12 protein-coding genes and 1 pseudogene are annotated in these 14364 nt (G+C 65.5%); 1 reads left to right on the top strand and 12 read right to left on the bottom strand.

The features are described from left to right. Window positions 1–22 precede the first annotated feature (22 nt). The 6 genes and pseudogenes from JQ591_RS03590 to JQ591_RS03565 all read right to left on the bottom strand — a co-directional run bounded on the left by JQ591_RS03590 (window position 23) and on the right by JQ591_RS03565 (window position 6634). Entirely contained in the window at window positions 23–859 is an 837-nt protein-coding gene (locus JQ591_RS03590) for an NAD-dependent protein deacetylase (RefSeq protein ID WP_249136379.1), read from the bottom strand. A gap of 37 nt (window positions 860–896) precedes the next feature. After that, window positions 897–2027 (bottom strand): helix-turn-helix transcriptional regulator, encoded by a 1131-nt coding sequence (locus tag JQ591_RS03585; RefSeq protein ID WP_349630361.1) that lies wholly within the window; start codon window positions 2025–2027, stop codon window positions 897–899. A 52-nt stretch (window positions 2028–2079) separates the two neighbouring features. Further along, the gene (locus tag JQ591_RS03580; RefSeq protein WP_211394808.1) at window positions 2080–2703 is read right to left on the bottom strand and encodes a hypothetical protein; all 624 of its coding nucleotides are present in this window, start codon (window positions 2701–2703) and stop codon (window positions 2080–2082) included. Window positions 2704–2719: 16 nt separating this feature from the next. After that, complete coding sequence (locus tag JQ591_RS03575; protein WP_211394655.1) at window positions 2720–4138, bottom strand: YadA family autotransporter adhesin; 1419 nt, start codon at window positions 4136–4138, stop codon at window positions 2720–2722. A gap of 268 nt (window positions 4139–4406) precedes the next feature. Further along, window positions 4407–5243, bottom strand: coding sequence for an SDR family oxidoreductase (locus JQ591_RS03570; RefSeq protein WP_211394654.1), 837 nt, complete (start codon window positions 5241–5243; stop codon window positions 4407–4409). A gap of 72 nt (window positions 5244–5315) precedes the next feature. Next, window positions 5316–6634 (bottom strand): annotated as a pseudogene (locus JQ591_RS03565) (solute carrier family 23 protein). 125 nt (window positions 6635–6759) lie between these two features. Between JQ591_RS03565 and JQ591_RS03560 the strand changes: the two are divergent. Further along, window positions 6760–8088 (top strand): dicarboxylate/amino acid:cation symporter, encoded by a 1329-nt coding sequence (locus JQ591_RS03560; protein ID WP_211394653.1) that lies wholly within the window; start codon window positions 6760–6762, stop codon window positions 8086–8088. 167 nt (window positions 8089–8255) lie between these two features. Here the strand turns inward: JQ591_RS03560 and JQ591_RS03555 are convergent, their stop codons facing one another. From JQ591_RS03555 to JQ591_RS03530, 6 genes are all read right to left on the bottom strand, one after another. After that, window positions 8256–9839, bottom strand: a complete 1584-nt coding sequence (locus JQ591_RS03555; RefSeq protein WP_211394652.1) for an ABC-F family ATP-binding cassette domain-containing protein — start codon at window positions 9837–9839, stop codon at window positions 8256–8258. A 171-nt stretch (window positions 9840–10010) separates the two neighbouring features. Then, window positions 10011–10358, bottom strand: a complete 348-nt coding sequence (locus JQ591_RS03550) for a RidA family protein (protein WP_211394651.1) — start codon at window positions 10356–10358, stop codon at window positions 10011–10013. A gap of 15 nt (window positions 10359–10373) precedes the next feature. Next, window positions 10374–11495, bottom strand: coding sequence for an NAD(P)/FAD-dependent oxidoreductase (locus JQ591_RS03545; protein ID WP_211394650.1), 1122 nt, complete (start codon window positions 11493–11495; stop codon window positions 10374–10376). Next, window positions 11492–12910: an NAD(P)/FAD-dependent oxidoreductase gene (locus JQ591_RS03540; RefSeq protein ID WP_211394649.1), complete on the bottom strand. Its 1419-nt coding sequence runs from the start codon at window positions 12908–12910 to the stop codon at window positions 11492–11494. Before JQ591_RS03540 ends, JQ591_RS03545 begins: the two co-directional genes overlap by 4 nt. After that, window positions 12907–13203 carry a (2Fe-2S)-binding protein gene (locus JQ591_RS03535; protein ID WP_211394648.1) on the bottom strand — a complete coding sequence of 99 codons (297 nt, stop codon included), beginning with the start codon at window positions 13201–13203 and terminating at the stop codon, window positions 12907–12909. The genes JQ591_RS03540 and JQ591_RS03535 overlap by 4 nt, the downstream gene beginning before the upstream one ends. 19 nt (window positions 13204–13222) lie before the next feature. Continuing rightward, the gene (locus JQ591_RS03530) at window positions 13223–14359 is read right to left on the bottom strand and encodes an NAD(P)/FAD-dependent oxidoreductase (RefSeq protein ID WP_211394647.1); all 1137 of its coding nucleotides are present in this window, start codon (window positions 14357–14359) and stop codon (window positions 13223–13225) included. Window positions 14360–14364 lie beyond the last annotated feature (5 nt).

Below are 14364 nucleotides of genomic sequence, written 5' to 3'. Positions count from 1 at the left end.
GGCGTGTTCGCAGCCCGCGCGATCAGAGCAGGAATGCAAGCGCCGCTTCGCAGCGCTCCTCGACCTTCAGCGTGAGGAGATCATCGGCGCGGGTGCGTCCGAGATTGACCGCAGCGATCGGGATTTGCCGGTGCGCGGCAGCCTGCACGAAGCGGAAGCCGGAATAGACCATCAGTGACGAGCCGACGATGAGCATGGCGTCGGCCTGCGCCAGATGATCCTGCGCGGTAGCGACCACGTCGCGCGGGACGTTCTCGCCGAAGAACACGACATCGGGCTTGAGGATGCCGCCGCAGGCCTCGCAGGCAGGCACCTTGAACGACGAAAAATCCGCATGCTCCAGGTCGGCGTCGCCGTCGGGCGCATCGGCGGCATCGAGCGTCAACCATTCCGCATTGGCGTGGCCGAGCGTCTCCTGGAATTCGCTCCGCGGCGTCTTTTGGCCGCAGCCCATGCAGCGGACCAGATCGAGCCGGCCGTGCAGGTCGATCACCTGGCGATGGCCGGCGGATTGATGCAGCCGGTCGACGTTCTGGGTTAGCAGCATACCGCAACGCCCGCTCGCCTCGAGCCGGGCGAGCGCGTGATGCGCATCGTTCGGCTTCGCCTGGCCAAAGCGCCGCCAGCCGATCAGGCTGCGCGCCCAATAGCGCCGGCGCGTATGCTCATCCGACATGAAGGCCTGGAAGTTCACCGGCTGGGTCCGCTTCCAGTTGCCGTGGCTGTCGCGATAATCGGGAATGCCCGAATTGGTGCTGCAGCCGGCACCGGTCAGCACGAACAGACGTTCGTGCCGGCCGACGAAATCGCGGAGCGGATGATTTGCCAGCGGGTCATTTGCCAGAGGATCATTTGCCATGGCGCAGATGTAGTCTGCGCAGGCAGCTTTTGCCAGATCACGGCCGTTTGGACGGGTGGAATCCCGCAATCAGCTTCACGAGCTCGCTCTGCCGCGCCGTGCCGGTCTTGCGGAAGACGTTATGGAGGTGCGTCTTGACGGTGGCCTGCGTCAGCCCGAGCAGCCCGGCCAGCGCCTTCACCCCGCTCACCTTCATCACGGCCTCGATCAGGCGGACCTCGCTTGCGGTGAGCCTGTAGAGTTTTGCAAGCGCCTCCAGCGGCGGCGGGCTGGCCGGCGAGGCCTTGCGCACGAACACCGCGGCAACCGCGGAATGCAGCGCGCCAGTACGCCGCCGATCCCCCGAGGTCAGCGGCAGCACGTTGGCGAACCAGCGGCCTTGCGAGGTCGCGAGCGGAATCGGGCCACCGCTGTCGGTCGCCGCGTTGCCGTTCTCCGCGGCGACAAGCGCTTCGCGCAATGCGCGCTGCGCGTCGAGGGCAGCAGCGAACAACGTTCCGTTTCTTTCGGTGAGCAGCGCGGCCTCGTCCAGCATCACGCGTCCGGGCGCGTTTGTGAAGGCGAGGCGTCCGTTGGGACCAACCAGAAAGACGGCGGCCGTAACGCTGTCGAGCGTCTGGGTCAACACCGCCTGCGTCGCCCTGTTCTGATCGAACAGCCGGCCAATCGAGACCGCGCGCTGGAAGTGCGGCACGATCAGCGCAAACCGGCGGCGGGCGTCAACGTCGGCAAAACCGTCCTTCTCATGCATCCGGACACTGACGGTCGATGAATGGGTTGCTCCCTTCTCCAGATTCGACCCGAGCGCATCGATCATACCCTGCGGCTTCATCCACTCTTCATAGAAGCGCGTCGCCACCATCTCCTCGAAGGGGACGAAGTCGGTGGATGCATAGACGAGACCAGCCTCGCAGAAGGCGGCCGCTGGAAAGCACGGGTTCAAGGCGAGATATTTCTCGAGATAGAGCTTTGTGTAGCCCGGCTCCTCGTTGAAGAGGTGCAGCACCGTGGTTTGCTCGGTGGACGCGTCATGCCAGAACAGCGCGCCGGAGGAGCCGCCGACAAACAGGCAGGCCTGTTCGAGGGCCCGCGGCCACAAGGCGGGATCGAGCGCAGCGTCGTAAATCAGGCCGATCAGCTCTGAAAGCAAAGCGGCGTCAGATATCACGGCCGGCTCTCCGACATATCGAACAACAGGTTCGGCATTCGCGCCTTGTCCCTCATTGAGTCGAGACCGGAGGCTGTTTCGCAGGCACGCCCGGCTTCGGCGGCGCGGGTTGTTTCTGTGAGACGACGGCCTTGCCAGGCGCAGCTTCGGGCGCGGCGGGCGCCATCGGTGCGGATTGGCCCACCGACAATGACACGCCGAACACGCGCCATTGTCCTTCGACCGGTGCGAACATCAGTTCGAAATTCACCTGAGATGGCACCGACGGAAAAAATCCTGCCATGTGCAGGAGGCCGTTCGGCTCGATCTGCGGCAGCAGCGACAATTGCGGATCGATGACCGCGACGCCGGAGAGATCGAGCTTGTCGCCACGCTGCTTGGCAAAGATCTCCGCGAGCTTTGCGGCGGTGTTGACCTGGAAGCCGGGCGCGCCGAGGTCGCGCAGCACGGTGTAGTTCCCGGTCTTGTTGGCATGGTCGAGCGCAAGCAGCGTCGAGCGGATCAGCATCAGCACGCCGTTGCGGTCGATATTGGCGGGCTTGGCGGCCTGTTGCTGCGGCGGCGATGCCGAGTGCGGTTGCGGCGGCGTCTGCTGTGCTGATGTCGTAACCACCCCCAGGATCAGCAGCCCAAGGACTAGAACACCGAGGCCCGCGCCCAGCCAACGCAGCATCACGGCGACCACGGATTGCCTACCACTGGATCGAGACAGCACCACGCCCGCCTGCAACGTTGCGCTCAAGCCCGATGCCGCCGCCGGCATTGGCGATGACCGCATAACTCTTGCCGTCATAGAGCAGTGCGGTGGCACCGACCGCAAACGCGTTGGCGCCCTCGAAATTGCCGTAACCGGCCGAGAGCGCGAACTTGCGGCCCGCTTGCAGCGCCGGCATCGAGCCGGCCGCAAGCGCGACCGCGGTGCCGCTGCGTGCCTCGAGCCGGTTGTCCATCACTTGCGATTGCAACGAGGTGACCTGCGACTGCAACGAGGTGATGCTCGCCGGATTGAAGCTCGACGTCGCCAGATTGCCGGCCGCATCGGTGGTGACGAAGGAGACCGGCCCGCTCTGCGCCGCTAGGCTGGCCGCGGACGCGACGCCGGCCATGCGGTAGATGTTGGTTGCGGTCCCGATCGCGACCTGATTGGCGGCGGTGGCCGTTGCGCCGGAACCGACCGCGGTGGAGTTGGTAAAACCAGCCGAGGCTCCCGCACCGATCGCGGTCGCATTGAGCGCGGACGCGGTCGCGCCATTGCCGAAGGCAGAACTGCCGGCGGCGGCACTTGCCTTCGCGTTGTCGCCGACGGCTGTATTGCCGAACGCCGCGGCCGAATCTGCGCCAACTGCGATCGATCCGGTCGAGACGGCGCCGGTACCGATCGCAATCGCGTTCGCGCCCGTGCCGGCGGTTGCGCCATCGCCGATCGCGACAGCGCTCGCCCCGGTGGCGTGGGAGTTGTTGCCGGCCGCGAAGGAATTGCCGCCGCTTGCCGTCACCGCGTTGCCCAGGGCGACGGCATTTGTTGTGCCGGCGCTGGCTCCGCTCCCGATCGCGGTGGCGGATACCCCCGCCGCGACGCTGGCAAGACCGATCGCGATCGCCCTGTCACCGGACGATTGCGCACCCAAGCCAGCGGTTCCGTCACCACCGCCTCCGATCGCGATACTGTAAATGCCAGAAGCGGTGGCCGCATTGCCGACTGCGGCTCCGTCTCCGCCACCCATCGCGGTGCTGCCGACGCCCGCCGCGGCGCTGTAGCCGCCGGTCGCCGTGCTGTAGTCAGCGGCTGCTACGCTTTCGATGCCGGTCGCCGTGCTGTAGACTCCGGACGCCCTGCTGCCGAACCCGCTTGCGGTCCCGCCCGTTCCGTCCGCCTTGCTGGCCCCACCGACTGCCGTGCTGGCGTTACCCGTTGCCTGGCTTTGGCCGATCGCCACGCTGCCGTTACCGGTCGCTTGGCCACCACAAGCGACGGCGCCGACGCCAGGCGCAGAACCGAGCGCAGTGCCTGTCACCGCCGCGCCGCAGACCCCTTGCGCGGCGGCGGGCGCTAGATCAAGCGTCAAGACGAACATGGCGAGCACCACGGCCGCAGCCAAGGCTTTGGTCAAACAACACATCGCGTTAGTGATCGCACGAAGCATTTGCGCTCTCAGATCCAGAGGTCGGGTCTGTCCTGATCATTGACCAGATACGGTCGCGAATGTGGGTTAAGACGGCGGGCCGGACATCAACCGTTCGGTTGAGTTCGCCCGTGCGTGTGGCGCCGACAGCCCGGTTTTTCCCGACTGTTGCTGGGGTGCATCGCGAAAAGTCTCGACGATGAGCGTCGGCGCCGCGGGCAGACCTCGAGAACAGCAAGGACGCTCGTGATCTTTGCTAGCTCGCCCAGTTGTCCCGGAACTCGGGGAACAGCGTCAGTCCTCCGCAGGCATAGATCGTCTGCCCGGTGATGTAACTGGCATCCTCCGACGCGAGGAAGGCGAACACGGCGGCGATCTCTTCCGGCGCTCCGACACGTCCGAGCGGAATGTGGCTGCTGACTTCGCCGCGCTTGTCCGGATCGCCGGTCCAGGCCGCATTGATCGGCGTATCGATCGCACCGGGACCCACCGCATTGACGCGAATGCCGCGGCCGGCGAATTCCAGCGCCAGTGTCCGCGTCAGATTGGCCAGACCGCCCTTGCTGATGGAATAAGCGAGATAACCGGGTTTTGGAATGATCTGGTGCACGCTGGAGCAGTTGATGATGCTGCCGCCTCCGCCGCGCGCGACGAAATGGGCCAGCGCCTTCTGGGCGCAGAGGACGGCGCCGTTGAGATTGACGTCGATGATGCGGCGATAGGTTTCGACGTCGAGCGCCTCGCTCGGCGATTCCCGCTGGAAGCCGGCATTGTTGACGAGGCAGTCGAGGCGCTTCCAGCGCGCCAGGATCGTCTCGAACATCGCGGCGATGTCCTGCTCGTTGCCGACATCGGCCTTGACGATAACGTGATCAAGCCTGCCGTGGCCGCGATCGCCCGATGCCGTCCGTGCGAGCGCGAGCGTCTCCTCGGCCATCGTGGGATGATCGAAATAGTTGATGGCGACGGTCGCACCTTCCTGGGCAAGCCGGATGGCGACGGCACGGCCGATGCCTTGCGAGGCACCGGTCACCAGCGCGTATTGGCCGACGAGGCGCGAGTGGAACGAGGTCGAACGATCGGTTTGCGGCATGGGTTATCTCCGGGGTGCCTGATCATCGACGGAACCGGCTTTTTGTTCCATCCCTCAGCGCATCGCTGCGATTCATTCGGCGCGGCGCGCGAATGGCGAAGTCAGTATCTGGTACAGGATGATGGCGCCAAAGGTTGCGGTGCCTATCCCGCCGATCGTGAAGGCGCCGAATTTGAGCGTGAGGTCGCCGGCGCCCGCGGTGAGCGCGACCGCGACGGTGATCAGGTTTGCTGGACTTGAGAAGTCGACCTTGTTCTCGACCCAGATCCGGCCGGCCATCGCAGCGATCAATCCGAACAGCACGATCGAGAGCCCACCGATGACGGGACCCGGGATCGACAGGATCAGCGCGCCGAACTTCGGCGAGAAGCCGAGCACGATCGACACCATGGCCGCGAAGGCAAACAGCAACGTCGAATAGACTTTCGTGGCCGCCATGACGCCGATGTTTTCGGCATAGGTGGTGACGCCGGTCCCGCCGCCGCAGGCCGCCACGATGGTCGCGAGGCTGTCGGCGAGCAGGGCGCGGCCGAGATAGTCATCGAGGCTCCGGCCCGTCATGGCGCCAACGGCCTTGATGTGACCGAGGTTCTCGGCGACGAGGATGATCGCCACCGGCGCGATCAGGACGATCGCATCGGCCTGGAAGGTCGGCGTGGTGAAACTCGGCAGGCCGATCCACGGCGCAGCCGCAAGCTGAGTGAAGTCAATCGGCTTGCCGAAGCCGAGGCCGTTGGCGAACAGCAAGTACAAAAGATATCCGCCGATCGCGCCGAGGATGATCGGCAGGCGGCGCCACAGGCCGGAGCGGCAACGGCAACCACGCCAATGATCAGAACGGTCGCAAGCCCGATTCCTGTGTCGAATGCGCCGGCGCTCACTGCCTTGACCGCCACGGGCGCGAGGTTGAGGCCGATCGCAGCGACCACTGCGCCGGTGACGGCCGGCGGCAACAGCCTCTCGACCCAGCCAACCCCCGACCACATCACGATCAGCGCAATCACGCCGTAGAGGACGCCGGCCCCGACGATCCCGCCAAGCGCAACCGACAGGTTCGGGTTCGGCCCGTGCCCGGCATAGCCGGTGGCGGCGATGACGACCGCGATGAACGCGAAGCTCGAGCCGAGATAGCTCGGCACGCGCCCCGCGACGATGACGAAGAAGATCAGCGTGCCGATGCCGGAAAACAGGACCGCAACATTGGGATCGAAGCCCATCAGCAGCGGCGCGATGATCGTTGAGCCCGACATTGCGACGCAATGCTGGAGACCGGAGACGACGGTCTGGCCAAGCGGCAGCCGCTCCTCGGGCATGATCACGCCGGATGACTTCAGAGTCCAACGCGGGAAATAGCTTTGCGCTCGCGCTTCGGAGCCCGTTGTAGTCGGCATGTTCCCCCCAGTTGCGGTGCAGCGGCCGATCTTCGTGCGAACAGACAAAAATGTGATTGTCGCTTCTGCGGCGGCCATCACATGATGCAAATCAAACAAGATCAATACGTTCCGGGGCCTATTCTATGACACAGATCGCGATCCAGCCAGCCATCCACCGCCGGCACCAGCCCTGGTACAAGATCCTCTACATCCAGGTGCTGATCGCGATCGCGCTCGGAGTGCTCATCGGCTATTTCTATCCCGATCTCGGCAAGGCCCTGAAGCCGCTCGGCGACGGCTTCATCGCGCTGATCAAGATGATGATCGCGCCGGTGATCTTCTGCACCGTGGTGCACGGCATCTCCTCGATGGGCGACCTCAAGCGCGTCGGCCGGGTCGGGCTGAAGTCACTGATCTATTTCGAGGCGGTCTCGACCGTCGCGCTCGCGGTCGGCCTCCTGGTCGGCGAGGTGCTCCAGCCCGGACACGGCTTCAACATCGATCCCGCCACGATCGACCCGAAGTCGGTGGCGACCTACGTCACCAAGGCCAAGGAGGAAGGCATCGTCGCCCATTTGATGGCGATCATCCCCGACAGCTATGTTGGCGCCATCGCACGCGGCGATCTCTTGCAGGTGCTGCTGATCTCGATCCTGTCGGGCTTCGCCATCGCCTTTCTCGGCAAGGCCGGCGAGCCCATTGCGGAGGCGATCGACAAGGCCGCGAAGATGTTCTTCGGCATCATCCGCATCATCGTGCGCGTCGCGCCGATCGGGGCGTTCGGCGCGATGGCGTTCACCGTCGGCGCCTACGGCCTCGGTTCGCTGCTCAACCTCGCGGCCCTGATCGGCACGTTCTATCTCACCAGCATCCTGTTCGTTGTGATCGTGCTCGGCGCAATCGCGCGGCTCGCCGGCTTCTCGATCCTGCGTTTCATCGCCTACATCAAGGACGAGCTCCTGATCGTGCTCGGCACCTCGTCGTCGGAGACGGTGCTGCCGCAGATGATCCAGAAGATGGAGCATCTCGGCGCCTCGCGTTCGGTGGTCGGCCTCGTCATTCCGACCGGTTACAGCTTCAACCTCGACGGCACCAACATCTATATGACGCTGGCAACGCTGTTCCTGGCGCAGGCGACCAACACCCATCTGACCATCTGGCAGGAGCTCGGCATTTTGGGCATCGCCATGATCACCTCGAAGGGCGCCTCGGGCGTGACCGGAGCGGGCTTCATCACGCTCGCGGCGACGCTCTCGATCGTGCCTGACATCCCGATCCAGTCGATCGCGATCCTGGTCGGCATCGACAAGTTCATGAGCGAGTGCCGCGCCCTGACCAATCTGATCGGCAACGGCGTCGCCTGCGTCGTCATCAGCATCTCCGAAGGCGAGCTCGATCGCGATGCACTGCACGAGACCATGGCCCATCCGCTGGAGATGGGCGAAGCGCTGGAACCGGGCGGAGGTGCGTAACACCACGCTCGTCCCGACGCGGTAGTTTCCCGGAGTGGCAAATTGCTGCGGGACGCGTCACAACAGCGGCGTTGGGATCACGGATTGATACTCATTTTTTCTACCCGACGCGCTGGGGGCAGAGCGTCGGGTTTTTGTTGTGAGGACGATGCGCTGGGGCAGCCGACTTAGCCCGCCAGTTCGACCCTGCGCGTGATCCCTATCGCCCGCAAGAACGCCTCGTCATGACTGACGACGAGCAACGCGCCGTCATAGGCCCTCAGACCTGCTTCGACGGCTTCGATGGATTCGATGTCCAGATGATTGGTCGGCTCGTCGAGGATCAGCAGGGACGGCGGCGTGGCTCCGCCCAGCACGCAGGCAAGGCCTGCGCGAAAGATCTGCCCGCCGCTCAGGCTTCCGACGATCTGCAGGGCGGCATCGGCTCGAAACATGAACCGGGCCAGGGCGGCATGGCATTCATTTGCATCCGCCTTCGGATTGAAGCGCCCAAAATTGTCCAGGATGGAGATCGCGGGATCGAGCAGGCTGACCTTCTGATCGAACAGCGCAAGGTCCGGCCTGACCCGCACGGTGCCGGAGAGCGGATGCAGCTCGCCGGCGATGAGTTTCAGCAGCGTCGTCTTGCCGGAACCGTTGGGCCCGACAATGGCCACGCGCTCCGGACCGACGATCGCGAGCGATAGATCGTGCAAGACCTTCCGGTCCGGCCGATAGCCGGCGCTGACGCAATCCAGCCAAGCCACCTCCCTGCCCGCCGGCAGCCGGGTCGAGGTTAGTTTCACCGACAGCGGCTGAAGAATCTCGATGCGCCGGCGTGCCGTATCGACGGCCTCAAGCGCATCCGCGCGCCGCCGCTCGGCGATCTGCGCGGTCTTGCCGCCGGTGTCTTCGCTGCGATCCTTGCGGGCGCCGGCCAGGATTCGCGGCATGTCGCCCTTGGCGCGCTTCTTCTTCCCGCCGCTGTCCCTGCGCGCTTTTCTCTCTGCCGCCTCCTGGGCCTTCCCGTCGATTCCGGACAGGCGCCTCTCGGCATGCGCGAGGTCGTGCTTGACGGCCGCGAGCGCGACGGCTTTCTGCTCGCAATAACTGCTCCAATTGCCGCCGTATCGCGCGGCTCCGAGCGACGTCAGCTCGACAATCGCATCCATCGTTTCGAGCAGGCTCCGATCGTGGCTGACGACAATCGCCCCACCGCGCCAGGACGCAAGGAAAGCGATCACGGCCTCGCGCCCCTCCCGATCGAGATTGTTGGTGGGCTCGTCCAGCAGCAGGAAGTCCGGCTCCGCGAAGATCAGCGCGGCGAGACGAACCCGCGTGACCTGCCCGCCCGATAGGCTGTCGAGCTCGATCTCCGGAGCGACGTCGAACCCGACAAGCGCAAGGGCGGATGCAAGCCGTGTTTCGAGGGTCCAATCGACCTCGGAAACCTCCTCGGCCGAGGCATCCCCGCGCTCAGCGCGGCGAAGAAGGTCGAGCGCGGCTCGCGCACCGAACAGATCGATCACCTTCGCGCCCGCAAGGGGCTGGACGTCCTGGCGCAGCAGACCGACGGTTCCGTTGACGGCAACGCGCCCCGACTGGGGGATGTGCTCGCGCGAAATCGATGCAAGCAGCGTCGTCTTCCCGACGCCGTTGCGGCCGACGAGGCCGGTCCGCTCGGCGCCGAACGTCAGATCGATGTCGGAGAGAAGAGGACGTCCGTCAGGCGTGGACAGCGACAGGTTGGACAGGATGATTGAAGCAGGCATGGAATTCCCCGTGAGCAAGGCAGGTCGGCATTGCGGTCGGGGTAAGATCCATGGCTGCGAATATCCTGATTGAACACTCTCTAACTAGTCTCACTGAAGGGCGAGATCAAGCGAGGCTCGCAGGGACGACGGCGCGCGGGAAGCGCTGACGTCCCCCGCCGGCCTGCGCGATCAGCCCTTGAGCGCGGTGACCACGACCTCGATCAGCGCGCTGCCGCCGAGATCGGCGACGCCGACGGTGGCGCGGGTCGGCAGATTGTCGCCGAAGAACTCGATCCAGACCGCATCCATCTCCTTCTTCTTGGAGAGATCCGTGACGAAGATGGAGGTGCTGACGATTCGGCTCTTGTCGGTGCCCGCTTCCTTCAGATAGCCGGCGATCTTGCCGAGGATGTTGCGGGTCTGCTCGCCCATCGACACCGAGGTGTCGTCGGCGATGGTGCCGCCAATGAAGACAAAGCCGTTGGCTTCGACGGCGCGGTGCATGATGGGCGTGCGGATGCTGCGGGTAATGCTCATGATATCCTCTTGTTGCTAGAGCGTGGAAGGATGGAAACGGTCGATGCCGAGATCGCCGATGCGGGTTTGGGTGCCGCCGTTGACGATCAGCTCCGCCATGACGGCGCCCGCGCCGGGGCCGAGCTGGAAACCATGCAGCGAGAAGCCGAACTGGTGATAGAGGCCCTTGTGGCGGCTACTCGGCCCGAACACGGGCAGATCGTCCTTGGTCTTGGCCTCGATGCCGGCCCAGGCGCGGACGATCGTCGCGCTGCGCATCACCGGGAACAGCTCGAACACGGTGCGGGCGCTGGTCGCGAGGCTCTTCCAGTCCAGCACCGTCTCGTTGCGGTCCCGGTACGGCGTTGCCAGATGGCCGCCGCCGATCAGCACGGTGCCGTTCTTGAATTGCTTGAAGGACAGTTTGCGCCCGCGCAGGATCACGACGGGGTCGATGAAATGCGGCACGCGCGAGGTGATCATCAGCATCGGCGCGACGGTCTCGACCGGAACGGGCTCACCGAGCGCGGCTGCGATGGTCCCGGCCCAGGCGCCGGCGGCATTGACGAGCACCGGCGCGGCAAAGCTCTCGGCGCCGAAATCGACATGCCAGAGGCCGTCGGTGTGCCGGATGTTCGTGGCGGCAATGCCCTCGCGCACGGTCGCACCGAGCTGCTCGGCCTTGCGCCGGAACGCCGTCGTCGCCTGCGCGGGATTAGCCGCACCGTCGCGGCGCGAGACCACGCCGCCGGGACAGGTGTCGGCGACCGCCGGCACGAGGCGCCGCAGCTCGGCCGCATCGATCAGCTCCTCGTGGGTGAAGCCGAGCGCGTTGAGCTCGGCCACACGTGCACGGCAAACCGCGAGTTCCTCCTCGTTCTCGGCGACGAGGACCTGGCCATAGCTCTCAAAGCTGCAATCATCGTCGAGGAGATCGGTGATTTTCTCCCAGATTCCCATCGAGCGGATCGAAAGCGGGATTTCCGGGATGTGCCGCGCAAGCTGGCGCACGCCCCCGGCATTGACGCCGGAGGCATGGCGGCCGGCATAGTCCTTCTCGATCAGCACCGGCTTCAGGCCAGCGAGACACAGATGCAGCGCAGTCGAGCATCCGTGGATGCCGCCGCCGACGACGATAGCATCCACGTTTTTCGTCATCCGCGCACCACCGCCTTGATGTCGTCTTCGCTCTTCGGAACCGCGGCAAGCTCGGCGAGCGTGATCGGCTTGACCGGCGCGCGCAGCCGGTAATAGCCGATCTCCTGTGGGCTCTTGCCCCGCGCCTGCGCCATCAGCTCGGTGACGGTGAGGCCGCAGAGCCGGCCCTGGCACGGACCCATGCCGGTACGGCGATAGGCCTTGAGCTGGTTCGGCCCGGTCGCGCCGATCGCGACGGCGTCGAGAATGTCCTTTGCGGTGACCTCCTCGCAGCGACAGACGATGGTGTCGCCCGCGGGAATGCGAAACTGAGGCGCCGGACGGAACAGCGTATCGAGGAAAACGCGGCCTCGCTCGGCCTTGGCGAGATCGGCGCGGAGCGTCGCCATCGGCGCAAGTCTTGTGGCAGCCGCAGGCGCCAACGCCTCCACTGCCGCGCGCGCCGCGATGCGGCCGCGCACCACGGCCGCGTTCGCGCCGCCGATGCCGGCGCCGTCGCCAGCAATCGCAATTCCGGCGACCGACGAAGTGCCGCTGGCATCGAGCACCGGAGACCAGCACAATTGCAGATCATCCCAACGATGCTCGATTCCGGCCGCCATCGCCAGATTGACGTTGGGCACCACGCCCTGATGCAGCAGCAGGAGATCCGCGGGAATGGTCTCGCGCTTGCCGCCCGCGACATAGCTCACGCTCGCGAGCTGGCCGTCGCCAGATGCCGAAAGCTCGATGACGCCGGAGACGACCTGCACCTTCGCCTTCACCTCGCGCATCATCGACAAACCCTTGGCGAAATAGGGCGAGGTCAGAAACGCAAAGGCGTGGGGGAGAGCCGCAAAATAATTGCCGCGCTCGGTGGTGTCGAGGATGCGATCGATGCGGCCGCCGAGACGCAAAATCTGCGCGGCGAGCAGCCAGAGCAACGGCCCCTGCCCCGCGATCACTGTGCGGCCATCCGGCACCAGGGCCGATGATTTCAACATCGTCTGCGCGGCGCCCGCGGTCATCACGCCCGGCAGCGTCCAGCCGGGAATCGGGAACGGCCGTTCCAGCGCGCCGGTCGCGAGGATCACGCGCTTCGCCTTGACGAACGCGGACGCGCCACCGATCGAGACAGCGATCTCGAGGTTGCGGTCGAGGCTCCAGACGGTGGCACGGTGGATGACCTCGGCATTGCTCGCGCGCAGCGTCTGCACGAGATCGGCGCCCACCCAGTAATCGGCACCGAGCTGGTTGCGGTCGGTCACCGGCGTCGAGGAGATGGCGCGAAACACCTGGCCGCCCGGGCCGATGTTCTCATCGAGCAGCAGCGTGGACAGGCCTGCTTCGGCCGATGTCGCGGCGGCGGCGAGGCCGGCGGGGCCAGCGCCAATCACCACCACGTCGTAATCTTCGCGCTTGGGAGCCACAGTCATCGTCCGATCTCCCGCTTGCCCTTCTGGATTTCGATCTGCATGCCCTCGGCGACGGGCACGAGGCAGCCCTGGCGGTTGCCGACGCCATCGATGGTGACGAGGCAGTCGAAGCACACGCCCATCATGCAATAGGGCAGACGCGGCGCGCCGCTCACCGCGGTCGAACGGCGCGCATCGCAGCTCGAGGCCAGCAGCGCCGCGGAGACGGTGTCGCCCTGCCGCGCCGCGACGGCAACGCCATCGACGAAGATTTGCACTGACGGCCGTTTGTCCTGTTCGGATCGTTTGAACATCTTGGCTCCTTCAATATCTCTAGTAGCCGCTGTTGTTCGCAGCACCGGCGGCGCCAAAACGGCTGGCCGAGAACGCGCCGACCAGCTCCGGCTCGAGCGCGCCCTGCGCGACCATCCGCGCGATCTCGAAAGCGTGGTTGGAGGCGAGCGTCACGCCGGAATGGCAGCAGGCGACGAAGGCGCCGGGATGCGTCTCCGACTGGTCGTAGATCGGAAAGCCGTCCTGCGGCATGACGCGGATGCCGGCCCAGCTCCTGACCACGTTGAGCCGCGACAGATGCGGAAACATCCGCTGGGCGCGATCGGTCATCACGGCGCTGATCGAGTGCTTCAGCGCGCGATCGTCGAGCTCGTCTTCCTTGCTGTCGCCGATCATCACCGTGCCCTCGTCGGTCTGGCGGATCGTGGTCAGCGGATGCGGCAGGAACGGCATGGTGCGCTCGGTCACCACGATCTGGCCACGGGTCGGGCCCATCGGGGCGTAGAGACCGACCATCGGCGCCAGCGTCTGGTTGGCATTGCCGGCGGCGAGCACGATCTTGGCGGCACGGAGCTCGCCCTGCGGCGTCGTCAGGCGGAATTCGCCGCCACTCTTGCTGATCGCCGAGACCGGACGCTCCGGAAGATAGTCGATGCCGAATGCCTTGAAGCCGGTGTGGAACGCACGAAACGTGCGCAGCGAATTGACGTGACCGTCGAGCGGACAATAACTGCCGCCGGAGACCTCAGGCCCGATCAGCGGCAGCGCCTTCTTCACCTCGGACGCCGGCAGCATCTCCATCTTGTAGTCGGCGGCGCCTGTCTGGTTGTGCATGCGCTTGACCAGTTCGGTGCGCTGGCCGAATTCGTCCTCGCCGAGCGTGAGATGAAAGCCGCCATTCTGCTGAAGAGAGACGTCGAGATCGGTCTGTTGCTTCAGCTCCGAGGCGAGCCTGCTCCACGCCTGTGACGCCTGCACCGTCCAGACGGTATAGGCCGGCATGCCGAGCCCCTTGCTCTGCACCCAGACCAGCGCAAAGTTGGCACGCGAGGCACGCTTGGTGATGTCGCCTTCGTCGAGCACGGCGACGCTCTTGCCGAGTCGGCCGAGGCCCCAGGCAATGGCGGAGCCGAGCAATCCGCCGCCGACGACGGCGACGTCGTAATCTGTTCGCATGAATT

Origin of the sequence: Bradyrhizobium canariense (assembly GCF_018130465.1) — a bacterium.
Taxonomy (GTDB): Bacteria; Pseudomonadota; Alphaproteobacteria; order Rhizobiales; family Xanthobacteraceae; genus Bradyrhizobium; species Bradyrhizobium canariense_C.
The sequence above is the reverse complement of the archived record's forward strand: the minus strand, read 5'-3'. Positions and strand labels throughout refer to the sequence as shown.

Bases quoted from the DNA above. Each gene is read 5' to 3' on its own strand.
- JQ591_RS03555 (WP_211394652.1), bottom strand. From the start codon at position 9,839: ATGCCTGCTTCAATCATCCTGTCCAACCTGTCGCTGTCCACGCCTGAC.
- JQ591_RS03530 (WP_211394647.1), bottom strand. From the start codon at position 14,359: ATGCGAACAGATTACGACGTCGCCGTCGTCGGCGGCGGATTGCTCGGC.
- JQ591_RS03550 (WP_211394651.1), bottom strand. From the start codon at position 10,358: ATGAGCATTACCCGCAGCATCCGCACGCCCATCATGCACCGCGCCGTC.
- JQ591_RS03545 (WP_211394650.1), bottom strand. From the start codon at position 11,495: ATGACGAAAAACGTGGATGCTATCGTCGTCGGCGGCGGCATCCACGGA.
- JQ591_RS03560 (WP_211394653.1), top strand. From the start codon at position 6,760: ATGACACAGATCGCGATCCAGCCAGCCATCCACCGCCGGCACCAGCCC.
- JQ591_RS03540 (WP_211394649.1), bottom strand. From the start codon at position 12,910: ATGACTGTGGCTCCCAAGCGCGAAGATTACGACGTGGTGGTGATTGGC.
- JQ591_RS03535 (WP_211394648.1), bottom strand. From the start codon at position 13,203: ATGTTCAAACGATCCGAACAGGACAAACGGCCGTCAGTGCAAATCTTC.
- JQ591_RS03590 (WP_249136379.1), bottom strand. From the start codon at position 859: ATGGCAAATGATCCTCTGGCAAATGACCCGCTGGCAAATCATCCGCTC.
- JQ591_RS03570 (WP_211394654.1), bottom strand. From the start codon at position 5,243: ATGCCGCAAACCGATCGTTCGACCTCGTTCCACTCGCGCCTCGTCGGC.